The organism is Paenibacillus sp. JT31N17 (assembly GCF_056269255.1).
The window spans coordinates 60,694-84,380 of the sequence record NZ_JBWDNP010000011.1; the positions used below are offsets into that span (position 1 = coordinate 60,694).

The window sequence follows — 23,687 nt, forward strand, 5'->3', positions numbered from 1 at the left end:
GATACGATTCGATTAGTTCGGCATCTGCAGCTTCACAATTTCTTTGCCCTTCAATTGTTCATTGGCGTATTGAATCGCTTCCGGATAACCCGTTTTGTTCATCTGCCCGCGAAGATCGTTAATGACCTTCAGCGCCGCATCATCGGATTTGGCGAAAATAGCCGTTTTCCAGACATCGCCGATCTGATCCATAGACGGCTTCAATGTTTCCCACTGCGGTGAATTGCTCACGGCATCCCCCGGATTATAGGCCGAAATGACGCTGATTCCGTTAGGACGGAGAATCTTGCGCGCTTTGTCCATGGTGGCGATCCGGTCCTGGTCTGCCCAAATATCTCCGGCTCCCAGGGAAATCGTGCGGTCCTGCCCGCCAAGCGATTCGAAGCCAACGGAAATGCCTTCGTTTTTCTTCACTTTGCCTGTCGTATCTGCCATAAACTTATCGAACCATTCTTTCTTCGCAACCGGCTTGCCATCTACCATGTCCCAGTGTACACCTTGAACGCCATATCGAACGAGCAGCGTGCCTTCGTCAGAAGCCAGATATTCGAGGAGGCGCAGAGCGGCATCCACATTTTTTGCTTTTTTCGTGATCACCGTTACATTGTTGCCTTGAATCCCAAGATCAGCAGGACGATCAGGCTCGGCTCCGGCGCGCTCCAACGGACCAAGCGGAATGTAGTCGCTGCCCGGATGCGTTTTCACATATTCCTTGGATGCATCAAGGATTGCCGGATAGTGGGCGGCCAGCACGGCGACGCGGCCCTGCGTAATTTTTTCTTTGGCGATAGGGTCTGTCTGGGTAAAGGTTTCCGGGTCGAGCAGCCCTTCGGCAATCAGCCTGCGGTAATACAGCGTATAGTCCTCATAAGCTTTCGTGAAGAAAACATGCTCGAATGTCCCGTCCGCTTTGACCGGATAATCAGTGCCATAAAACATCGTATTGCCGATCCCGACGGCCCAGCCGTTGCTGAATCCGCCAAGCGGCATGACAGGCATGCCATTCTCCTGCAGGTTGGCGTCTTTGATTTTCTTCAGAAAATTGTACAGGTCATCCTTCGTCACGACGGATTGCGGATCCACCCCAAGCTTGTCGGCCACATCCTTGCGGACATAAAATCCGTACAGCCAGTCGGTCGCATCCTCGTCCGTGGCGGGTTGATTCTGGTACAGCAAATATTTCTTGCCGTTGATTCCGCCGATGGCTTTGTCATACAAAGCAGGCGGGACATTTTCTTTGGCGACGGCCTTCGACAGATTCGGATATTTGTCCAGCTTATCGGTCAAATCGACCAGCTGGCCTTCCTTGGCCGCCTTGATAATGCCGTCAAGCTCCCCGCCCCAAGCCGGTCCGGTGTAAATATCCGGAAGCTCCTGCGTGGTGAATATCGTATTCACCTTCTCTACTTCGCTGCCTTTTGTATACTCCCATTTCACCGTAATTCCGGTTTTCTCTTTGATGTACTCGCTGACGGGCGTCATGTCCGTATCGGCACCCGTAGAACCATTCCAGTTATGAAGAATAGAGACCGTAACTTGCTCCGTTTCACTACCCCCGCCGTTATTCCCGCCTGATGGGGCATTTGTATTTCCGCCGGAATTGCTGCAGCCGGCGATCATTCCCGCAATCAAGCCTACGGCCAGCAGTGCTTTTGCACTTCCATACCTCTTGTTTCTCATGCAAACCCTCCTGATTATTGAGATTTATGATAAAGTTCCGGACCGGAACGCTTATCCATAGCTTTCTATCCTTTTACCGAACCGATCATGACGCCTTTGACGAAATACCGCTGCAGAAACGGATAGATGCACAAGATGGGAAAGACGGTTATGACCAAGAGGGCCATACGCATGGATTCGGGAGTGGCTCCGGCATTGGTGCTGATGGTCTGCCCGCCCTGCTGCTGTGAACGCTGCATGGAGGATGAGAGCGCTTCCACTTCGGTCAGCAATTGCTGAAGCAAAGTCTGAACGGGAATCAGCTTCTTGTCGGTTACGTAATAGGCGCCCGTGAACCAATCATTCCAGTGCGCGACCCCGATGAACAGCGCAATTGTCGCCAGCACAGGACCGGATAAGGGAAGAATAATCCTCAGGAAAATTTGAAAATCCCCGTATCCGTCAATACGCGCCGACTCTTCCAGCTCCTCGGGGATTCCCTGAAAGAAGGTCCGGATGATCACAATATGCAGAAAGCTGAACAGCATCGGAATGATATAAACCCAGAAGCTGTTGATCAGGTGCAGCTTCTGAAGGGTGATGAAATAAGGAATGAACCCTGCGCTGAAGATGGTCGGAAGAAAGATATAAAAGGTGAAGAAGGTCCGGCCAGGCAGCGACTTTTTGGATAAGGCATAGGCCATCAAGGTGCAGAGTGCCACATGCAGGAACGTCCCCAGCAGCGTGCGTGCGATCGTGATTTTATAGGCCTGCCAGATCAAAGGGTTATCGAATACCTGCACATAATTATCCAGCGTAAATTGACGCGGCCAGAAGTACAGCGCACCAAGCATGGAGTCCTTGCCATCGTTTAACGAGTACACAAGAATATAAATAAAGGGATAAACCATCGTGAACGCAATCAACGCCAGAATGACGTAATTGAACAGACTGAATAGTGAAAACCTCCGTTGACTCAACTCACATCACTCCTTAGAACAGGGATACATCGCTGTATTTACGAGCTATTTGGTTCACCGTTACAACCAGGATCAGTGCGATCAAGCTTTGGAACAGACCAACCGCTGCTGCGTAACTGAGACGGCCCTCCGAAATACCTGCGGTGATGACATGCACATCGAGAACGCTGCCGATGGCCGTTGTGGCAGGGCCATTCAGAAGCAGAAGCTGTTCGTAACCCGCATTCATAAGGCTCCCGGTAGCCAGAATTAATAAAATTACTGCAATATTGCGGATACCCGGCAGCGTGACATGCCACATTTGGCGGAATCGCCCGGCGCCGTCGATCTTGGCCGCTTCATACAGCTGCTGGTCGATCCCTGAGATCGCCGCCATGTAGATGATGGAGTTCCAGCCGATATTCTTCCAGATATCCGAGCCGAGGACGACCTGGTAGAACCATGACGTATTGTTCATGAACTGAATCGGACTCGTACCGAAAACGGTGGTAATCATGTCATTGACCGGTCCTCCGTATGGAGTCAGCAGCCGCTGCATGAGGGTGATCACGACAATCCAGGATACAAAATATGGCAAATACGAAAGCGTTTGCACAACTTTTTTGAATTTGCGGTTATGAACCTCATTCAGAAGAATGGCTAATATAATCGGCATGGGGAACCCGATCAACAGCTTCATCAGACTGATGATGATCGTATTGCGGATGATCGTTCCGGATTGGTAATAGTCAAAGAACTGCTGGAAGTATTTCATCCCGGCCCAGGGGCTTCCGGTGAATCCCCCCATGAAATTAAAATCGCGGAACGCCACCTGAATGCCATATAACGGAACATAAGAGAACAGAAAAAACCAGACAATACCGGGCAGCATGAACAGATAAAATAATTTATGACGCCAAATTCGTTTCCCCAGCAGGGAATCCTTCATCGTCGTCAGCCTCCTTCCTGGATTTAAGGGGTGCGTCTTGGGATAGCCGGCGCGCAGCAACCGCCGCACACCGGTTATCCGGCACCCCGTATCCTTAACAGGGATATTTCCCGCCGTTCTTTGTTTGCTGCTCCATTAAGCGTCAGTTAGCCATAAGCCTTAACGTCTTGATTTCAAACGGAGCGAAGGCAAGCGCAAGCTTCCCGTCCTCGGGATGAAGCTGCCCGCCGTTAGTTTCCATCAAGTCCGTCGACCAGGCTTCCGAGAATGCGAAGCCGGCTGCCAGACTGGTATTCAGCCTTGTGCCGGCCGTTTCGTACATGCGTACGATGATGCCATTGCCATCCTCCGCCTGCTTGACCGTCTCGATCATGACATTCGGATGATCCAGCGCAAGCAGCGAAGTTCGTTCTAACAACTGCCGCTGTCCTCTTTGACCCATCGGTACGGTAACCGCACGCATCGGAACATTCAGTTCATAACCGCGCTTGTAGACCTCGGCCTGAACATGGTTGCCCCCGTGGGGATAAAGCGAATAGGTGAATTCATGCACGGCGCGGTCTGCCTCCGGATCGGGATAGGATGGACTGCGCAGCAGATTCAGATCAAGAATGCTGCCCGCTGCGCTGTAGCCGTATTTACTGTCATTCAGAAGCGCAACGCCATAATCCGCTTCGGAGAGATCGACCCAATGATGGGCGCAAATCTCGTCTTTGGCATAATCCCACATCGTATTGCGATGCGTATGGCGCTTCAGGTAACCGAACTGGATCTCGCAGCTGACGCTGTCCGAGCGGACATCGACCGGGAATGATGTGCGGAGCATCCGCCCGGATTCCTTCCAGTCCACCTTCGTGACAAAATCAATCCGGCGGCTCCCCTCGGTAAGCACAAGCTTCTGCGTCAGAGTGGATTGCCCGTACCGGTATTGCAGGATCAGGCCTGCCGCAGGTCCGTCGCTGAATGCAGCCGTTTCTTCAAGCGCAAGCGGAGCGCCTCCGGTATGGCGGTAATCCTGGCGGAAGTCCCAGGCATCGCCGTCGTCGTGGTAGATGCGCAGATCGTTCGCCCGCTGCCCCGGCGCGACCACCTCCCGCTGATGCTCTTTATCCCAGATGGACACGATAGAACCGTCTTCCCCGATTGTCACGGAAAGCAGCCCGTTCTCCACCAGACGCTCCTCTGCCGATGCCCGCAGCCTGCCCGCCCCGGCTTCATAAGCGTCAGCACCTGCTTCGGCAAGCGCATAGCCCATCGCCGGCACAGTGACGCATACCCATTGCCCGCCCAGCTTCAGCCACTCATCCCGCTCCCATGGAAGGGAATTGAAGATAGCTGCAGGTCCCGCAGCGCTATGGGACGCCGCTTCAGCTGCCACTGGAGCGCTCCCCGCCACAGCCGTGGAGTAAGCCTCTGCAATCAGCGTCTCCACACGCGCAAGCAGCAGCGCATACCGCTCAAGCGATTCATCGTAGACCCGCTTGATCGACGAGCCTGGCAGAATATCATGGAACTGGTAGAGCAGCACTTCTTTCCAGATTTCCTCCAGCTCGCTGGACGGAGCGGAAGCCTGGCCGTTCAGCTGCGCCAGCACCACAGCAAACTCCAGCTCGCGGAGCGCTTTCTCCAGCTTGCGGTTGTACCATTTGTTGCGGCCCTGGCTGGTCAGCGTGCCCTGATGCTTCTCCAGGTAGAGCTCCCCGCTCCAGGTCTGGTAACGCTCCGTATCTTCGCTCAGCTTCTCGAAGAATTGCGCCGAGGTTTCCTGAACGACCGGACTCAGGCCAAGCAGATTGCCTTCGCGGGCAAGCCGCTCCAGATGCTCTTCCCCCGGGCCGCCGCCGCCGTCGCCAATACCGAACAGCATCAGGCAGTTGTCCGAAATGTTCTTATCCAGGTACTGCGCTTCCGCCTTCAGAATGGAACGCGGCGCTGCCGGACTGTTATAAGTATCCTCCGGAGGCATATGCGTCAGCACCCTGGAGCCGTCTATGCCTTCCCACATATAGGTGTGATGGGGATGACGGTTATAGGTGCTCCAGGACAGCTTCTGCGTCATCATCGAATCAACGCCGGATTTTTTCAAAATTTGCGGCAGAGCGGCGGTATAGCCGAACACGTCAGGCATCCAGAGCGTCTTCATCTCCTGGCCGAACTCCTCCATAAAATAGCGCTTGCCGTACAGAATCTGCCGGACCAGCGACTCCCCGCTTGGCACATTCGTGTCCGATTCGACCCACATCGCCCCCTGCGGCTCCCACCGTCCTTCCTGGACGCGCTCCTTGACCTGCGCATACAGCTTCGGATAATGCCGCTTCATCCAGTCGTAAAGCTGGGGCTGGCTGGCTCCGAAAATATAATCCGGATACTGCTCCATCATCCGCAGCGCCGTCGAGAATGTCCTTGCCCCCTTGCGGATCGTCTCGCGGATGGGCCACAGCCAGGCCAGATCAATATGCGCATGGCCGACCGCGCTGACGGTCAATACCGGATCGCCGCCACGCTTTGCCAGCTGCTTGCCCAGGAGGTCCCGCGCCTTGGCAATGCGTTCATCCGTAAGCTCGGTCAGCAGCAGCGAGACATCGTACAGCACGCGCAGCAGACGCTCCTTGCGCGCCGTTCCGGCAGGCAGCAGCTCCGCCGTCTCCAGCAGCACTTCCACGTCATAGTACAGCTGACGGGCATCCTCGCGGCAGACCGCGATGACGGCTTCCTTCAGCGTGCCGCTGCGGTACCGGCCGAACAGATCATTGCAGCCCGCATCGGCCCACATATCTATGGCCTCCGATCCCGCGGATTCCGGGCTGATATGCACCACCCGCTTGCCCGGAAGGCCAAGCTCGTAGTCGAATTCCGAATTGATATTGGTCAGCCCCTGCACCGGCGAGCCTTCCTCATCGACCAGACACAGCTCGCCATTCACATCGATGAGCAGGACAACCTTGGCTCCCCTGGCGCTCTCCGGCACTTGACCGGTGAAGCGGAACCAGGCGCAGTCCCACAGGCTGCCCCACCGGTCGCCTTGAGCAAGGTCTACTTGGGCTCCTGACATCCGCTGCTCATAGGAGACCGGCTCCGGCGTGACCCAAGCGCTCACCCGCAAATCCGCAACGGGTTCATAGATATGGGCCTGCAGCCGTTCCAGCATGGATTTTAATCGGTTTGTTTTCACTGTTTCGTATGGCATGTTGGCCTCCTTGGGCGATGTCATGATGAAATTGGATGTAGTGCAGCATAAAACGCAGATTCCAAATGCTTCTAAACGAACTCTCCATCCCAATATAATATAAATATTATATATATTCAATATATTAAAATTATTTTAATTTATAAAAAGCCTAAGAATTATCGGTTATCGATTCGAATAAATAAAAAAAAGACCACTTCCACGATGGGAAGAGGTCTTAAATTCCGTGCTTCCGCGAAGCTATGAGGAAGCATTCGGGCCGGTCGTTTGACGGATAACGAGCTCAGGCTCAATCAAGGTTTTGCTGTATTTGCCGACGCGGCCTTCACCGGCACGGATGACTTCCAGCAGCTTGTCCGCCGCGCGGTAGCCCATATCATACTCAAACTGTTTGATATGCGTAAACGTGCTGAATTCCTCGACGATCGCCGTCGGATCATCGAAGCTTACAATCGACAGGTCCCGTGGAACACTTAGACCGGCCTGACCGGCCATTTGGTAAATTTGCACCCCAAGCCTGCCGTTAAGGGTAATGTAAGCCGTTGCCATCTTGTTGCGGATATAGCGGAATAACGGGTGCGTTTCCGCATCTTTCAGGCTCTCTACTTGAAAACCGGTAATAATGTGGGCGGGGTTGATAAGCGCCCCCTTGTTCTTAAGCGCATTCATATACCCTTCGATCCGCTCCTGTACCGTAACCGTTTGCAGCGGAGAATCCGAACAAATCGCAATTTCCCGGTGCCCCAGCTCCCACAGGTAATCGACCGCAAGGCCCGTCCCCATCCTGCCGTCGGCGGCGATATAGTTGGTTTCCACGCCAGGCAGATAGCGGTCCACCAGCACAAAGGGAAAGCCGCTGAATTTCATCCCGATAATTTCCTCGTTGTATTGCTCCTCATCCACCGGGAAAACCAGCATTCCTTCGACACCGATGTCCTTAAGCGCCTTGATGGCTTCCTTCTCTTCCTCAAGCTCGCCGTTGGAAAGCAGGATCATCATCCGGTAATTCTTCTCGCCAAGCGCCTTCTGAACGCCTTTGATCAGACGGGTGGCAAAGTAATCGTCAATGGAGGGCATGACCAATCCGATGATGCGCGTACGCAGACCGGCCTCGGATCCGCCCGCCTCAACCATCTGTTCCTCATGCGCGCCGGCGGCCTCCGGCTGAATATGCGATTCCCTGTCGCTGACGAAGCTGCCTCTTCCGGGCACGCGGTTAATAATCTTCTCATTCGCAAGTCCGGATAAGGCGTTGACCACCGTGATCTTGCTGACATTGAAGCGCTCCATCAGCACCTTCTCCGTCGGAATACGATCCCCGGTCTTCAGCCCCTCGGAATCAATAAGCTCGCGAATGTACTCCTGGACCTTCTGGTAAAGCGGTATTCGATCAGCCGTGCTCATTTTATCACCAAACTTCAGATATTTGTAATATATATTATATCCTAGATTGGTATAACGCAACTGCATGAGCATGGTCCAGGTTGGACTAAAACAAGCTTTTTTTGGAAAAAAATAGTTCAGCCCTTCCATCATTTGAACTAATTAAGCCTTATTCAGCCCTATTTCTTGGGAGGTTTTGTCGAATGACTTGAAATTATTAAGTATAATATATTTAATATGTATTATGTCTCGACCAGAGAGGAGATGAGCGATTACAAATAATCAGGCCTCAGTACGCGAAGGTCACGTTCAACCGTTCATGCAAAAAGCAGCCGCTGCGCTGCTCAAGCCCTGCTTCTTCTTCAAGCGCTTCGCCAAATCAGCATAAAGTTGAGGTGTTTTGTTCATGATTCGAAAATTAACCAGCGTAAGCCTTGCTCTAATCTGTCTGTTCTCTCTGTCCATCGCGGTGTCTGCGGAACCGGCAGCCAAGCCTCCGTCCTCAGGCTCTATCAACTGGCCAAATTCGCAAGCGCTTCCATCCTTCTCGAAGGCGAAGCAGCTGGAGGTGGCCGATGTCTATGACGCTCCCGGGGATATCAAGCTGATGATGGCCACCCTGCAGGGTGTGGTGAACCGTGCGGAGCCCCGCATCTACCTGCTGGAGAACAAGGAAGAGGGCAAATTCGCATGGCTGAACGATCTGGATGTCCCTTATAAGGTGCGTGACGATTACTGGGACATTGTGCTTAAATTCAAAAATGAAATCAAAGGCATCATTGTCTATGATCCGAAAGTGCCGGACAGCATCAATGTCGCAACGACGCTGGCCGGGTTGAAAAATGCGGTTGTTGCAAGCCCCGAACTCGCAGCCAATTTGACGGGGGCCCCCTACAATCTGAAGGTACTCGATGATCTTCAGGGCAGATTCAAGGACCGGCTGGACGCCTACACCTGGCAGTACGATAATCTGTGGAAACAGGCGACCCACCGTATGCTGATCGGTTTGAGCCCGGATACATCCGTCAAGCTGCCTCCCGGCCTTCCGGCTTCGTTCAAAGTGCTGGCGGAGGATACCACCCAGGAACGCGACGGCAATAACCGTCAAGCCTATGATTTGGACTTATCATCCCTGCTGGGCAAAGAGGCGGTTTATCTGCGTTTTGAAGACGCCTTTACCCAGGATGGCTGGGGTGCGGCTGTGCATCAGGTGACGGTGAAGGCCGATGATCAGGTCATCGCGCAGTTCATTCCCGGCACGCCGGAGGAGGAGCCGTTCCTCTATGACGCCCAGAGCTCGCAGCTTTCCGCAGGAAATGAAGGGCATCGTTTTGCCGATAACGGCCGCTATTTTGTCTACAAATTCGCTGTGCCCGCCGGGACCGGGAAATTGACCGCTTCCGTGGACATGTGGAATCAATACAAGGTACTGGCAGGCAATGAAGAGCCGCCATCCTCGGAGCAGAAGGAGCCTTACGGCTATCTCCGCGATTACGCGGTGGCGAACAAGGCGATGGTGTTCTGGCTGGATTCCAATATTCCGGAGCAGAAAGCGCTGTTCGAGAAGATATTGTCGGACGTACAGCCCGGGACTCCTTACCTGGGATGGTTCAGCAACGATGTCGAGGGCGAATTCAGCTCCGTTGAAGTCACATCCAACCATAGTGTTTATGTGCTTGCGGCAGATTGGTTCAGCAACCTGACCGTGTTCTCCGCAGCTCAGGCCAAGTCCTCTCCGCCTGTCCAGAAACCGCAAAAGCCAAAGCTGGAGAATAAGATCTACGTCACCTACACCTTCAGCGAAGGCGATAATTTCCAATACAACCAGCATCGCATGCGGATTTTATGGGATGATCCGGCCCGCGGCCAAGTGCCGATCAACTGGACCTCAAGCCCGCTGCTGGTTGACGGAGCTCCGGCTATGCTGGACTACTACAACAGGACAGCGACCAGGAACGATCAGCTGATTGCCGGTCCTTCGGGAGCCGGATATTTCTATCCGGATGCATGGCCCAAGTCCACGCTGCCAGCATTCCTCAAGCAGTCCTACACCTATCTGAAGAAAAGCGGCATGACGGTACCGTATGTGCTGAACCGGGTAGACGGCCAGAACATTCCGCTCAGCCAATCAGTAGCCGACGCCTACCAGCAGAACTATCATGCGGGCGGCCTGTTCCTGAGCTGGGAGGATCGTTATGGCGTTGAAATCGTGAACGGCAGCCTTCCCGTATCGACCATTCAGGGCATCAGCACCGTGCAGGACGGCAAGCGTATTCTGGAGGACGCCAAAGCCAAATGGGACGGCAAATCGCCGCTGTTTGTATCCCTGGGACTGCTCGCCTGGAGCCTGACGCCAACCGATGTCGCGGCAATTTCCGATTCGCTGGGGCCCGAGTACAAAGCCGTTCTGGCCGACCAGTACTTCTCGCTTATCCGCGAAGCGAATAAGCTGCCGGCGAAGCCTTGATGCTGTAATCGTGTAGAACAGTCACGAAGGAAAGAATGAAGCCTGGCTGTAACAGGAAGAAAAATAAAGAACCTCAAAGCGAGATTATTGATCTCGTGCTGCGGTTCTTTTGTTTTGTGTATTCAACGCTGCCGGTGGCTTATAGGGATTGATTTGATCCTTTTCTCTTAGAAGCCATCCGCAAATTGATAATGAAGAAAACCCCTGATATGTTATACAATGATCTCAACCCTCATGGAAAGCAGGTGCAGGCAAATTGAGTACCACCCTAAGCAGGTTCATTCGGGAAGATGAACTGGAGGAGCTCTTGCTGCTTTATAAGTTTCTGCAGCCGGCTGATCCGGAGCTGGCAAGGGATCAGGAATTGGCTGATCTTTGGCAGGATATCCTGAAGGACGAGAATATGAAAATCATTGTGGTCGAGCACAATGAAGTTATCGCCGCTTCCTGCGTCCTTGTCATTGTCAGGAACCTGACCCGAAGTGCAAGACCCTATGGATTAATAGAAAATGTCGTCACACATGAAGCATATAGAAGGAACGGATTCGGGCGTATGGCCCTGGAGAAAGCGATAGAGATTGCCGGGGAAAGGAACTGTTATAAGCTGATGCTGATGACGGGTTCCCACAGAGAAGAGATACATCGATTTTACGAGCAGGCCGGATTCGTGAAAGGGAAGAAAACAGGATTTATTATGCATATGTAAGGGATAAATTGTGCCGAATTATCTAATCCAGATACTTTTTAAACCCCTTGGCACCTCGCCAGATCCAGCCATTCTGCCTCTCAGAGCATGAATAACCTCCGATTTATTGTGAATAGTTAAATTTTACCATTTATCCTAATATATGATAAGCATCGTCAGCAGAATGGCCAGTAGGGCCCCCTCATGGAGAGCAGGCACCAATTCAGGAAGTCTGGGCATACCCTGTATTGTGCTGAGACGACAGCCGCCTTCAGATAAATGAAGAGGAGGATTTCCATGCCATATAGCGGCAAAATAGTTACCGATACCCTGATCAAGCGGGAGGATATCCCTACGGGGCTCAGTTATGAGGATCTTATGCCCGCCTTCGAGCGGGAGCTGGGACGTTGGGACCCGGTCATCGAGAACGCGCTCATCGAAGCCGAAGCGCCCTGGGACCAAGTGAAAGCTGCCTTCCAGACCATGGCCGGCCCGCATGGGCTGATGATTTTCTTCAAGGTGAATCAGGGCCGCTTGACGTCGCTTCATAATGGAATCAAATTGTGGGCAACGGGATCGTGGCCGAGCAAATCCTTTCCATCGATATCCGGGCCAGCCTCTATGTGCCGTTCCATGTTTGTCTTTATGATAATGGCAATCCGGGCGGCGCCATCATCGCTTATGACCGCCCTTCTTCCTTTCTGGCGGTATTCAACAACCCTGCTCTGGTTGAAATCGGCTACCTGCTCGACCACAGAATGGATCGTGTCGTACGGGCCGTCAAAAGCAATAATCGTTAATATCGGCGCCCCGCGCATGTTCTTCATCTTTGGAGATTAACCGCGGGCTGCTATTTTTGCTTCCACGCTATAGCTTGGCAGCAAATGTCCGCTTAATAGAAAATAGTCGATATCAAGTCGGATGAATTGAAGAAGCTTGGACTTAACGAAACAACGGTTAAAATGCCGATTCAAGCCTCCTCATTAAAAGCTCCCCTGAGGTTGTTCACGCTGGGCCAAGCGGTGTAGGCGGTCGTCGTGAACGGAAGCAATCTCGCAATGAGTGCCATCCTGATGACCGCTCTTACCACCATCGGCGCCCTGCTGCCACTCGCATACGGACGGGCTTGGAGACGTTAGCGGAGCTTGGCGAGCGCCGGGTTAGTGCTGCAGCGGGGTTTTTCCGGCTTGCAGAGCCGATTCCATCGGCTGGTGGGCATACAAGAAGGTTTTTCCTCACTGGAGACGCTAGTAGAGCCTGGCGAGCGCCGGGTTAGTGCTGCAGCGGGGTTTTTCCGGCTTGCAGAGCCGATTCCAGCGGCTGGTGGGCATACAAGAAGGTTTTTCCTCACTGGAGACGTTGGTGGAGCCTGGCGAGCGCCGGGTTAGTGCCGGGGCTGCCTTTTCGGCTCTACTATACAAGCCGATACGTCTCGTAAAAGAATAATCGCCCCCCGCCTGGTCTGAATAACCAAGTGGAGAGCGATTGTTATCATTAGATGACCGGTATCGGGACGAACCTTGATGCCTCGGTATTACTCGTAAATAACAGCTTTCACTTCATCGCTGTCGATATTCGTTTTATCGTACCAGACGAAGCCGCTGTCGATTTTGGCTTCAACTGTTTCGCCTTTGGCTGCCGCTACCGCCGCTTTGACCGTTTCATAGCCGATGCCGACCGGATTTTGGGAAATCGCGCCAGCCATCAGGCCGCTTTTGATCGCGTCGATTTGCGCCTTGCCGGAGTCGTAGCCGATTACGGTAATTTTGCCTTCGGCCTTCATTTCGGTTACCGCATTGATAACGCCGACTGCAGATCCCTCATTGGTGCCGAAGAAGCCCTTCAGATCCGGGTGAGCCTGCATGATCGCTTTGGCCAAGTCGGTTGATTTCAGATGGTCGCCGCCGCCGTATTGAATGTCGACGATGTTGATGTCGGGATATTTTGCTTTGATCTGGTTCACGAATCCGTCGCGGCGGTCAATCCCCGTACGGCTGGTTTGATCGTGTGCGATTATGGCGATTTCGCCTTTTCCGCCGATCAGCTCAGCCATCTTGTCTGCGGCCGTGCCTGCTGCGGCAACGTTGTCCGTCGTGACAAGACTGGATGGAATGTCGCTGTCCACGCCTGAGTCGAAGGCGATAACCGGAATGCCTTCATCCTTGGCTTTTTGCAGCAGCGGAATCGATGCCTGGCTGTCGAGAGCGGCGAAGCCGATTGCGCTCGGTTTTTTGTCCAGCGCGACCTGCAGCATCTCCAGCTGTTTATCCACCTGCGATTCCGTCTCCGGACCCTCAAATGTGATTTCTACATTAAATTCAGAAGCGGCTTTCTCGGCGCCTTGTTTAACCGCTTGCCAGAACTGATGCTGGAATCCTTTGGAAACGAGCGGAATATACATTTTTTCCGCAGGAGCATTGGCGCCGGCATTCGCGTTATCGGTGTTAGTGGCCGCAGGGTCTGCTGCCGGAGCCGGCTCATTGCCGCTGTTTGCATTCCCGTTGCCTCCGTTACCATTCGAACCACAGGCGGTGAGGACTAATACAAACGCTGCCAACAAAACAAACAAACTCTTTTTCATCTTCATTTCCCCTTTTATGCCATAGTATGATTGCTGTTTTCCATTCCCCCGCGCCTCTCTCGCGGAAGAACGCCCTGCTGTTCAAGCATTGGTTCAAGCTTTGCGCCGGCGCAGAATATCCGCATAGACAGCGAGCAGAATAACGAAGCCGACGACAACCGTCTGCCATTCCTGCGGCACCGACAAGATGCGAAGACCGTTCGTCAGCACGCTCATAATCAGTGCGCCGATGACGGTGCCCACGATGGTGCCCTTGCCTCCGCTGAGCGAAGTGCCGCCAATAACCACGGCCGCAATCGCTTCCAGCTCATAGCCCGAACCAAGCGACGGCTGAGCCGAGTTAAGACGCGAGGCGATCAGTATCCCGGCAAGACCCGTGAACAGACCGGTAATCGTATAGATCACGATTTTCCAGTTGCGGACATTGACGCCGGACAGGCGCGTTGCTTCTTCATTGCTGCCGATTGCGAAGTTATACCGTCCGACAATCGTGCGGGAAAGCAGGATGCTGCCGATCACCGCCGCGAGGAAGAAGATGAGCACTGCATTCGGAATATCGAAGCCGGGAATCAATTCGCCCAGCAGTGAACCCTGCGAAATTTCCATAAACACCGGGGTATCCGTAAAATAAACCGGCTTCGTGCCCGAGATGACGAGCGCCAGCCCTTTGGCGATCATCATCATGGCCAGCGTTGCGATGAAGGGCGGTATGCCGAGCCTCGCGATGACGACTCCGGATATCAATCCGCACAGCGCTCCGGTGAGCAGCCCGCCGATTATGCCTACCGGCACAGGCAGCCCCCACATGGTAATAAACACCCCGGTCATAACTGCGCACAGCGTCATCACCGTTCCCACCGACAGATCGATCCCGCCGGTGACGATGACGAATGTCGAACCGAGCGCAAGCACGCCGATTACCGCGGTTGACAGCAGAATTCCAACCATGTTGGAAAAATGAAAGAAGTTGCTGGATGCAAGTGAGAAAAAAACAATCATCAGAATCAAACTGCCGAAAGCCAAAAACTGCTGCAGCCCCGATTTAAACGCAAATTTCGGTTTCGGGGATACCACTACCGTATCCTTCATAGCCCACAATCTCCTCCTGTCCGAGCCTAGCCGATCCGCCTGGTCGCATACGTCATAATCTGTTCCTGCGAAGCATGCTGATCGTTAATAAGCTCTCCCGTAATTCTTCCTTCGCACATGACGATGATCCTGTGGCTCAGCCGCAGAATTTCCGGCAGCTCCGAGCTGATCATGATAATCGATTTGCCTTCCGCCGCCAGACTTTCGAGCAGCTTGTAAATCTCGCTTTTGGCCCCGACATCGATGCCCCGCGTCGGCTCGTCGAAAATCAGAATATCGCAGTCTCTCGTCAGCCATTTGCCGATAATAACCTTCTGCTGGTTTCCTCCGGACAGGAATTTGAGCTTCTGATTGATCCCCGGCGTCTTCACGCGCAGCTCCTCGACGACCTTGACCGAAACTTCGGCCATCCGCCTGTCGCTCATGAAGCCCAGCCCGCTTGTAAAGCGGCCCAGCGCCGCGAGCCCGACATTCGTCTTGACGTCCATATCCAGCAAACAGCCGAAATGCTTCCGGTCCTCGGACAAATATCCGATGCCATGCTTCACCGCCTGATGCGGACCGGCAATGCGGACCTCGCGTCCGCGGATCAGGATATCACCGGCATCAATCGGATCGGCGCCGAAAATAGCCCGCGCCATCTCCGTTCTGCCTGCGCCGACCAGTCCCGCAACGCCGAGGATTTCCCCTTTGCGCAGCGAGAAGCTTAAATCGTGAAGGACGTTCCTCCGCGAAAGGCCGCGCACCTCCAGCACCGTCTCCGGCGCCTTCTCCGCCTTGCGGTCCGGCTTGACCGGCTGGTAGATTTCCCGGCCGACCATCATGGCGATAATCTGGTCGATGCTGATATCCGGCGTCTGGACCGTATCGATATAGGTGCCGTCACGCATAACCGTAATCCGGTCGGTAATTCGCTTGAGCTCCGCCATCCGGTGCGAGATGTAGACGATACCGACGCCCTTCTCCTTGAGCTGCGCGATCATCCGGAACAGCTCGTCGATTTCGGAATCGCTGAGCGCCGCCGTCGGCTCATCCATAATCAGCACCTGGGATTCGTAGGAAATCGCCTTGATGATCTCCACCATTTGCTGTTTGGCCACCGTAAGCTCCGCCACAGGCGTCGTCGGATCGATGTCCAGCTTCATCTGCTTCAGCAGCAGAGCCGTTTGCCTGTTCATTTCCTTGTCATCCAGAAACAAGCGGATCGCCTTGCGCGGCTCCTTGCCAATAAATATGTTCTGCGCCACCGTCAGATGGGGAGCCAGATTCAGCTCCTGGTGGATCATGCCGATCCCCAGCTTCTGGGCGGACCTTGTATCGGCGATTTGCACTTCCTCGCCTTTATAGAAGATGCTTCCCTCATCCTTGCGGTAAACGCCGGTCAGCACCTTCATCATGGTTGACTTCCCTGCCCCGTTCTCACCGACGAGCGCGTGCACTTCACCGGCCCGCAGCTCAAACCGGCAGCCCTTCAACGCGTGAACGCCGGCAAAATGCTTCTCGATTCCTTCCATGCGCACAATGGTCTGTTCCATCTTTCCACCTCCCTCAAACTCTTGTTCCTGCTGTTGTAGCTAACTTTACACGGTCCTGCTTCAGGCTAACATGTGATTTCTTCCTGTAAGAGTCGAATAATTTTGGAGGTTGCGCCCCGGCCAAGAGCAAAAAAAACAGGGCCACCGGGCCCCGCATAATAAGCTATTTGTTGACGAAGGGAAACAGCAGCTTCTGGTTTTCCTCCTCATACATATTCTGTTTCGTAATGACCAGAGAGCCGGTATCGATCATCTTCGGCACCTTCTTCCCCCTGACCGCGTCCACAGCCGTCTTAACGCTCAAATAACCCATCTGGAAAGGCCGCTGGATGACGGTCGCCTTCATCACCCCTTCGTCCAGCAGCTTGATCTCGTTGACGGAGCTGTCGAACCCGATCAGACTGACCCGGTCCTTGAGCTTGAGCTCCTGAATCGCCCGGCCGGCGCCGACGGTTGTAGGCTCGTTCAGCCCGATAATGCCCACGACATCCTTCTGCGTCTGCAAAATATTTCTTGCCATCAAGTAGGCGTTCTCCTCCGAGCCTTCGACATAATAGGTGTCGAGCAGGTCGAGACCGGCACTGCCGCCCAGAATGGAACGGACGCCTTTCTCCCGGTCGATATGCGAAGCGGCATTTTTGACATAGCTGATAATCGCGACCTTCGCATTCCCCGAGATATGCTGCCGCATCGCTTCGCCCGCCTTCCTGCCGGCAATTACATTGTCCGTCGCCACGCTGCTGTGCGCGACACCGGAGTTGATGCCCGAGTCCACAATGACGAGCTTGATTCCGCTTTGCCTGACTTTCTCGGCAACGGGAACAAGCCGGTCAAAATCGTTCGCAGCCAGCACAATCGCATCGGGCCGGTCCCGGATCGCCTGCTCCACCAGCGCAATCTGCTCGTCGACATCCGTTTCGGTTTTGGAGCCTGTAATCTGGACGCTGGTGTCGAATTCCTGCGCTGCCTCGCGGACCCCGTCGATCAGCACCAGCCAGAACTCGATCGAAGCGTCCGTCGATTTAATAATGACCCTGATATCCAGCGGTTTCCGCTGCGACAGCCAGCCTCCCCAGCCAGCCAAGCCTGCCGCAATAATCAGAAGCAGCCCGACAATCGCCAGTGTCCGCTTATGCTTCCAAATCATCTTCTGCCTGCCTCCAATAATGGCGGAGACTTGGGAAAGCGGATGAGCACCGTTGTCCCTTCGCCTGATACGCTTTTATAAACCAGTCCATACTGCGCGCCAAAATAAAGCTTGAGCCGTCCATGCACATTGCGGACGCCGACGCCTCTGCCTTCCTCTCCTTCATTCAATGGGGTCAGAAGTCTGGACAGCTTCTCCTCGTCCATCCCGTTCCCGTTGTCCCCGACGATCAGCAAAATATCCGTCTCCGTCTCCTCGGAGGAGATCGTAATGAGGCCGGGCCCCCGCTTCATCTTGATGCCGTGATAAATCGCATTCTCCACGATCGGCTGCAAAATAACCTTGATCGTCCTGTACTGCCTGACCGAATCGCCAATCTCGATCTGATAGTCCAGCTTGTTCTTGTAGCGCATCTTTTGAATCTTCAAATAGTTCGTAATATGCTCAAGCTCGGTTTCGATCGTGACGAGCTCCTCCCCCTTGCTGATCGACGCGCGGAACAGCTTCGCAAGCGCCGAGGTCATGAGGACGACCTCCTGGAACTTCTTGCTCTCCGCCATCCAGATGATGGAGTCCAGGGTGTTGTACAGGAAGTGGGGATTGATCTGCGCCTGCAGCGCATTCATCTCGCTTCTTCTTTTCAGCTCCTGGTCCCTGACGACCTGCGACATCAGCTCTTTGATCTTGCCCACCATAATGTTGAAGGCCCGGGCCAGCCTGCCGATCTCGATCGTGGTCGGAACGGGAACCTGAATGTCGAAATTGCCCTTCTCCACCTCTTTCATGTAGCCCTGCAGCTGCTTGATCGGCTGGCTGACCCGCTGCGACAGGAACAGGGAAATGACAATCGCCAGCACGATGCAGATCAAGCCGAGAAAAATAAAAGAAAGCCGCACCTCATTCTGGTTGCCGACCAGCTCATTGACATAGGACACGCCGACGATTTTCCACCCGAAGTCCGACTCCTGAACGGTGTACATCCTGCTGTTGCCGCCTTCATCGCTGATAAATGTGCCATTCTTGATCTGGAGCACCTCGGCGATTTTCTCCGTTTTCAGGCTGCTGTAAATCAGCTGCTGCTGCGGGTGGTACACGATTTTGCCCTCGGAATCGACGATGAACAGATAACCCCGCTGGCCAAGCCGGATATCCTGGAACATGTCGTTCATCACGCTGAAATTCAGGTCGATCAGGAAGACGCCAAGCTTCGTCCCGCCGTCCTTGCTGACCAGCTCCATGCTCAGGGAAACGACCCAGGGATATCGGTCCTTAAACACCGGCTGCACATGCGAGGGAGAAATCACGTACGAGCCTCCCGCCTCCCGGGCGCCACGGTACCAGCTGAGGCTCGTAATATCGATGAACGGGTTCAATTCCAGCCCTTTGCTTCCCGTCACGAACTGCCCGTTGTAGCCAAACAGGCTCACCGAAGAAATGTCGGCGCGCGATACGGCCATCGATTCCAGAAAGTCCGCGACGGCCTGTTTGCTTTTCTGCTCCTCTGTCAGGCTTTCGTATTTGAACTGCGACAAATATTGCTGCACATACGGGTTGCCGTCCACCATATCTGAAATATATTTCATCCCGTTCACATAAGACTTGATATTGTTGTTCACTTGCTTCACAAGCTCCGTCGTATAGGTCTGCGCATTGGACTGCACGGCGTCCTTGGACAAATAATAAGAGACGACGCTCATGATCAGAATCGTCATCAGGATGAGCAGGACAAAGGCCAGCACCATGTTCGTCTGGATGCTGCGGAATCGCGAGAAAAGGCCCAGCTTCATCCCTCATTCCCCGTCATTTTGAAGCGGAAGTCCGTCGGCGTGTCCCCGGCATGCTTCTTGAATGCGCTGCTGAAATACTGCGGATCGCTGTAGCCGACGGCGTAAGCGATTTCGTAGCTTCGCATGGAGGTCAGCTTCAGCAGCTCCTTCGCCTTCTCCATCCGCTCGTGAATCACATATTCCACGAAGGTCCGGCCTGTATTCATCCTGAACAGGGTGCTGAAGTAGCTGGCGCTCATGGACACATGCTTGCATACGGTCTTCAGCGACAGATCCGGGTCTGTATAATGCTGCCTGACATAGGCCATCGCCTTCTCGATCTGCAGCACGCTGTGATCCTCCCGCATGCCCCGGATGACCGTCACCGCTTTGCCGCACAGCTCTTTCATCCAGATTTCGATTTCGTCCAATGCCGCGAGCCTGCTGATTTCCGCCACCGGATTGGCCGCTTCCCCGAACACCCTGCCGGTATCGCTCTCCATTTCATACAGCGTATGCATCAAGGTAAGAACGTACCGCTGCAGGTAGATATAACAGACATCTATGGGGACAAGCTGCTTGCGGAAGGTCGAAAACAGCTTGGCGATCCATTCGTCCATTTCCTGCGGCGTACCCGTCTTCAGCTTCGTGATCAGCTCATGCTCCCAGGTGACCGCGGACAGCAGTTCCGGGCGCTTGCGCCGTTCCATATCGGAGATGCGGATAATTTCATTGGTGCCGATAACATAGCGGTAATCCAGAGCGGACAATGCCGACCGGTGAACCAGCGCGACATGATCCTCAAGCCTGCAGGTATGGCCAATTCCAATAGAAGCCTTCACGGGCAAATAGGTGGTGACTGCAGTGTGGATTTCCTCCGCCGCCGCCCCGGCTGCCTCACACAGCGCTTCGGGATCGGTACCGGACAGCAGGATGAGCACCCGGTTTTCCCTGTCGCGGAACACCTCCGCACCGGCACTCTTCTCCATTAATTCCTTGGCGATGTTATAAATGGCAAACCGGAACAGCTCATCGTCGGACGGTGTAGCCGGATGCTTCAATATAAGCTCGTCGACATCGATCGCAAGCTCGATCAGGAATGACTGGTCCCATACGATTTGAAAATAACTGCAGCTTTCGCGTTTTTGCTTCGCCGTCATCGATGAAGTGACGAGCCGCTCCAGAAACCGCTCCTTGAGCAGCGGCATGCTTTCCTTCAACTGGCGCTTCAGCTTCTCGTAATCCCGCTTATGCCGGTTCTCATTGTCCAGCTGCTCGCTAAGCCGCAGCAGAATTTCCTCCATCTCGGCGGCTGTAACCGGTTTCAGTATATAGTCCGCAACCTGCATCTTCAGCGCCTGCTGGGCATATTCGAATTCATCGTACCCGGTCAGGATGATCACTTTCACATCCGGGTAACGCACGGAAAGCTCGCGCGTCAGCTCGATGCCGTTCATGAACGGCATCCCGATATCGGTCATCACGATATCCGGATTCTCCCGCTCGACGAATTCGAGCGCTTCGATGCCGTCCTCGCAGGACCCTACGCATTCAAGTCCCATGGCCTCCCAGTTCATGCCATCCTGGATCGCTTCGCGAACCAGCGCTTCATCGTCCACAATCAGCAGCTTATACATGGAGTTTCACCTCGTTGTCCTGCGGTATTTGAAATTTCACGATCGCTTCGGCAAGTTTTACAGAGGCTTGTTCCAATTCCTGCGCCATATTGGCAAGCGTCTCCGTCTGATGCATCTGCTCTTCCGAGGAGGCGTACGCTTCCTCGGAAGCCGCCGCCGTTTCCTCGGCAATGGACGCGATGCTTCCAATGGCATGCAGCGCGCCGTCACGCAAATGCTGCAGCCGCCCGGAAGCGGTGCGGACATTCGCCGCATGCGGCAGCATTTGCTCCAGCTGCCGCTTGACCAGGACGAAGCTGCGGTCCGTTTCCTCAACAGCCTCAAGCTGTTCTTTCATCATATTCACCGACCGACCGGCCTCCCTGACGGTTGCCTGAGAACGGTTCAAAACTGCGGAAACCATATCGCCGATTTGTTCCGACGAGATTCGCGACTGTTCGGCCAGCTGCCTGACCTCCTCCGCCACAACGGCGAAGCCCCGGCCCGCGCTCCCGGCCCTCGCGGCTTCGATGGAGGTGTTAATAGCCAATATATTCATTCTCTTCGATATACCGGTAATAAGCCGGGTAATTTCGTTGATTTGGCTGAGCTCCGCGTCCAGAGAACCAACGTCCTGATGCACAAGCAGCAGGGCGGAATGGGAAGCCGCCGCTTTATCGTTCAGCCGGTTTACCGACTGCTGGGCACCGGCGCAGATGGCGTCGATATCGGCGATCGATTCGGAAATCGTACCGATTCCCTCCCCGATATCACTGATATTTCCGGACAAATCGTTCATACTCTCCGCGCTGGCCGCAGCATCGCCAGCCTGCTGATTGGATCCGTCGGCAATTTGCTTGATCACCTCGACGAACTGCTGCTGATTGCCTCTGAATCTGCCGGATACGGCTGAGACGATCCCTGACTGCTCCCGCATATAGTCCGAAGATGCCGCCACCCGCGCAAGCAGCGTCCTCAGCGTTCCGGCCATTTCATTGAAGCCTGCCGAGATTGCGCCCATTTCATCTTTGTGCGGATCCGCCCAGGCCAGATTCAAATCTCCGTCGTTCACCCGTTTCATCTGCGCCCTGAGCATTCGTCCGGGAATGGATACGCCCAGCGAAATCAGATAAGCGATCAGCGCGGATATGAGCAGGCAGGCAGCGCCGATCAGCAGCATCGTTATTCTCAGGTCATTGATTTCCGCCTGAATGAACGATTTCGGAATGACAGCCGCCACCTTCCAGCCGCTGGCCGCCACAGGCGTATACGCAACAAGCGATTCGACGCCCGATGCTTCTCCGAAGTAAGCCTCGCCGTCCGGCGAGCTTCCGCCTGCCACCCGCTGCGCCAATTCCCGATCCGGGAGCGGACGGTTGACCGGGTATCGGGCCTTGTTTCTGCTCGATATGACGCTGCCCTGATCATCCAGAATAAAAATCTCTGCCGATTGGCCCAGATCGGTCCCTTCATAAAGCCTGGCGATATGGTTTTCCTCCAGCGTGATGACGATAACGCCAAGCGATTCCCCGTTGACTGCCGATCGGATCGGCTTGCTTATGGAGAGAAACGCTTTTCCTTTCACCTTGTCGTCTATGAGAAAGTAGCGATAGTCCGTACCGCCCTCGGTCCTTTGAATAATCGAATCCAGCTGTTCCTTATCCAGGGAATTGTACGTACCCAGCGTCGTCTGCCGGTCTACGCGAATTGTGACGCTGGAGATATAAGCGAGCATGGACAGCTTGTGGGAAATCGTCTTGTTGATGGTATTGGTCAGCGTGTACTGCTGACCGCCGGAGGTCTTCAGGCCGGCCAAGCCGCTTTGCACATCTTCGCCCGATATAATATCCTCCATGACAAACTGGATATGCTGCAGCTCCAGATCAAGATTTGCGCCGATCTGTCCGATCACCTGTCTGGAATACAGCTCGATTTTGCCATTGAGCGCTGCGCTGGATTGCCGGTAATTCACCACACCGACAGTCGCGATGGAGGCAAACAGGATAAGGGTGAAAAAGAGGGTCAACCTCACTTGAATCGTGGAAAAACGTAAAATGCCAAGATTGGAGATGCGTTCCATAATCGTATTGTGCCTGAGCGACGAGTCCACCGCTGTCCCGTCAATCAAACGCAATATAAGGCTCCAGCTCCGCGAACAACGGCCCAACCTCCGCATCGTCCGGAACGACGAGGAATAACGGCTCGTTGATTTTCAGCACATACATGCCCAGCAGCGATTTGGCATCGGCCATGCCGCTTTTGCTGTGTATCCAAATATCGAACGGATACCTGAACACGATGCGGTTGATTTGTTCGATATCATTCGCATTTCTCACTTTAATCGGTTTAATCATAGTCAATCGACCCTCTCCCGCAGTTGAGCTCATATTCTGCTTTGAATCCGCTTTCAAGACTGCCTCAAGCTTCCTGCCTTTGTCTTTTTTAAAGCTTCCGGCTACGCCTATTATACAGCCGTCCCCGGCATTAGCACATGTATAATTATCGCTTTTTAGTCGAATTATTTTCTGATCGCGCCGCAAGATCCAAACCGGGCATATCAACCCCGCTGCGCGCGAAAATGAACGTGGAAAACGGAGCTCCCGGAGCCTTGGAAGATCCGAATGCCCAATAACTAACGAAAAAAGAGAAGAGCATAACATCCTC

The 23,687-nt window shown here is 54.0% G+C and carries 16 protein-coding genes; 3 read left to right on the forward strand and 13 right to left on the reverse strand.

Annotation, left to right across the window (positions count from 1 at the left end; translation table 11 throughout):
- Window positions 1–12 precede the first annotated feature (12 nt).
- The 5 genes from AC0YOB_RS26925 to AC0YOB_RS26945 form a co-directional block, all read right to left on the reverse strand.
- Window positions 13–1,680: an extracellular solute-binding protein gene (locus tag AC0YOB_RS26925; protein ID WP_475795390.1), complete on the reverse strand. Its 1,668-nt coding sequence runs from the start codon at window positions 1,678–1,680 to the stop codon at window positions 13–15.
- Window positions 1,681–1,745: 65 nt separating this feature from the next.
- Window positions 1,746–2,639, reverse strand: a complete 894-nt coding sequence (locus tag AC0YOB_RS26930) for a carbohydrate ABC transporter permease (protein WP_475795391.1) — start codon at window positions 2,637–2,639, stop codon at window positions 1,746–1,748.
- A 13-nt stretch (window positions 2,640–2,652) separates the two neighbouring features.
- Window positions 2,653–3,567 carry an ABC transporter permease gene (locus AC0YOB_RS26935; RefSeq protein WP_475795392.1) on the reverse strand — a complete coding sequence of 305 codons (915 nt, stop codon included), beginning with the start codon at window positions 3,565–3,567 and terminating at the stop codon, window positions 2,653–2,655.
- 142 nt (window positions 3,568–3,709) lie between these two features.
- The gene (locus AC0YOB_RS26940; RefSeq protein ID WP_475795393.1) at window positions 3,710–6,754 is read right to left on the reverse strand and encodes an alpha-mannosidase; all 3,045 of its coding nucleotides are present in this window, start codon (window positions 6,752–6,754) and stop codon (window positions 3,710–3,712) included.
- 240 nt (window positions 6,755–6,994) lie between these two features.
- The gene (locus AC0YOB_RS26945; protein ID WP_475795394.1) at window positions 6,995–8,158 is read right to left on the reverse strand and encodes a GntR family transcriptional regulator; all 1,164 of its coding nucleotides are present in this window, start codon (window positions 8,156–8,158) and stop codon (window positions 6,995–6,997) included.
- 385 nt (window positions 8,159–8,543) lie between these two features.
- Between AC0YOB_RS26945 and AC0YOB_RS26950 the strand changes: the two genes are divergently transcribed.
- From AC0YOB_RS26950 to AC0YOB_RS26960, 3 genes are all read left to right on the forward strand, one after another.
- Complete coding sequence (locus AC0YOB_RS26950; RefSeq protein WP_475795395.1) at window positions 8,544–10,604, forward strand: GxGYxYP domain-containing protein; 2,061 nt, start codon at window positions 8,544–8,546, stop codon at window positions 10,602–10,604.
- Between the two features lie 256 nt (window positions 10,605–10,860).
- Complete coding sequence (locus AC0YOB_RS26955) at window positions 10,861–11,310, forward strand: GNAT family N-acetyltransferase (RefSeq protein ID WP_475788232.1); 450 nt, start codon at window positions 10,861–10,863, stop codon at window positions 11,308–11,310.
- A 276-nt stretch (window positions 11,311–11,586) separates the two neighbouring features.
- Window positions 11,587–12,129 (forward strand): hypothetical protein, encoded by a 543-nt coding sequence (locus tag AC0YOB_RS26960; RefSeq protein ID WP_475795396.1) that lies wholly within the window; start codon window positions 11,587–11,589, stop codon window positions 12,127–12,129.
- A 694-nt stretch (window positions 12,130–12,823) separates the two neighbouring features.
- Here AC0YOB_RS26960 and AC0YOB_RS26965 read toward each other — a convergent pair.
- From AC0YOB_RS26965 to AC0YOB_RS27000, 8 genes are all read right to left on the reverse strand, one after another.
- A complete protein-coding gene (locus tag AC0YOB_RS26965; RefSeq protein WP_475795397.1) occupies window positions 12,824–13,876 on the reverse strand; it encodes a substrate-binding domain-containing protein in 1,053 nt (350 codons plus the stop codon).
- 87 nt (window positions 13,877–13,963) lie between these two features.
- Entirely contained in the window at window positions 13,964–14,959 is a 996-nt protein-coding gene (locus AC0YOB_RS26970; protein WP_475795398.1) for an ABC transporter permease, read from the reverse strand.
- Between the two features lie 26 nt (window positions 14,960–14,985).
- A complete protein-coding gene (locus AC0YOB_RS26975) occupies window positions 14,986–16,494 on the reverse strand; it encodes a sugar ABC transporter ATP-binding protein (protein ID WP_475788237.1) in 1,509 nt (502 codons plus the stop codon).
- A 163-nt stretch (window positions 16,495–16,657) separates the two neighbouring features.
- Entirely contained in the window at window positions 16,658–17,641 is a 984-nt protein-coding gene (locus AC0YOB_RS26980; protein WP_475795399.1) for a substrate-binding domain-containing protein, read from the reverse strand.
- Window positions 17,638–19,428: a cache domain-containing sensor histidine kinase gene (locus AC0YOB_RS26985; protein WP_210038769.1), complete on the reverse strand. Its 1,791-nt coding sequence runs from the start codon at window positions 19,426–19,428 to the stop codon at window positions 17,638–17,640. The genes AC0YOB_RS26980 and AC0YOB_RS26985 overlap by 4 nt, the downstream gene beginning before the upstream one ends.
- Window positions 19,425–21,044, reverse strand: coding sequence for a response regulator transcription factor (locus tag AC0YOB_RS26990; protein WP_475795400.1), 1,620 nt, complete (start codon window positions 21,042–21,044; stop codon window positions 19,425–19,427). The genes AC0YOB_RS26985 and AC0YOB_RS26990 overlap by 4 nt, the downstream gene beginning before the upstream one ends.
- Entirely contained in the window at window positions 21,037–23,157 is a 2,121-nt protein-coding gene (locus AC0YOB_RS26995; RefSeq protein ID WP_475795401.1) for a methyl-accepting chemotaxis protein, read from the reverse strand. The genes AC0YOB_RS26990 and AC0YOB_RS26995 overlap by 8 nt, the downstream gene beginning before the upstream one ends.
- Window positions 23,144–23,377, reverse strand: coding sequence for an HPr family phosphocarrier protein (locus tag AC0YOB_RS27000; RefSeq protein WP_475795521.1), 234 nt, complete (start codon window positions 23,375–23,377; stop codon window positions 23,144–23,146). The genes AC0YOB_RS26995 and AC0YOB_RS27000 overlap by 14 nt, the downstream gene beginning before the upstream one ends.
- Window positions 23,378–23,687: the final 310 nt, after the last annotated feature.

Excerpts from the sequence above, each read along its gene's own strand:
- AC0YOB_RS26925 (WP_475795390.1), bottom strand. The coding sequence starts at position 1,680 with ATGAGAAACAAGAGGTATGGAAGTGCAAAAGCACTGCTGGCCGTAGGC.
- AC0YOB_RS26935 (WP_475795392.1), bottom strand. The coding sequence starts at position 3,567 with ATGAAGGATTCCCTGCTGGGGAAACGAATTTGGCGTCATAAATTATTT.
- AC0YOB_RS26940 (WP_475795393.1), bottom strand. The coding sequence starts at position 6,754 with ATGCCATACGAAACAGTGAAAACAAACCGATTAAAATCCATGCTGGAA.
- AC0YOB_RS26945 (WP_475795394.1), bottom strand. The coding sequence starts at position 8,158 with ATGAGCACGGCTGATCGAATACCGCTTTACCAGAAGGTCCAGGAGTAC.
- AC0YOB_RS26950 (WP_475795395.1), top strand. The coding sequence starts at position 8,544 with ATGATTCGAAAATTAACCAGCGTAAGCCTTGCTCTAATCTGTCTGTTC.
- AC0YOB_RS26960 (WP_475795396.1), top strand. The coding sequence starts at position 11,587 with ATGCCATATAGCGGCAAAATAGTTACCGATACCCTGATCAAGCGGGAG.
- AC0YOB_RS26965 (WP_475795397.1), bottom strand. The coding sequence starts at position 13,876 with ATGAAGATGAAAAAGAGTTTGTTTGTTTTGTTGGCAGCGTTTGTATTA.
- AC0YOB_RS26970 (WP_475795398.1), bottom strand. The coding sequence starts at position 14,959 with ATGAAGGATACGGTAGTGGTATCCCCGAAACCGAAATTTGCGTTTAAA.
- AC0YOB_RS26975 (WP_475788237.1), bottom strand. The coding sequence starts at position 16,494 with ATGGAACAGACCATTGTGCGCATGGAAGGAATCGAGAAGCATTTTGCC.
- AC0YOB_RS26980 (WP_475795399.1), bottom strand. The coding sequence starts at position 17,641 with ATGATTTGGAAGCATAAGCGGACACTGGCGATTGTCGGGCTGCTTCTG.
- AC0YOB_RS26985 (WP_210038769.1), bottom strand. The coding sequence starts at position 19,428 with ATGAAGCTGGGCCTTTTCTCGCGATTCCGCAGCATCCAGACGAACATG.
- AC0YOB_RS26990 (WP_475795400.1), bottom strand. The coding sequence starts at position 21,044 with ATGTATAAGCTGCTGATTGTGGACGATGAAGCGCTGGTTCGCGAAGCG.
- AC0YOB_RS27000 (WP_475795521.1), bottom strand. The coding sequence starts at position 23,377 with ATGATTAAACCGATTAAAGTGAGAAATGCGAATGATATCGAACAAATC.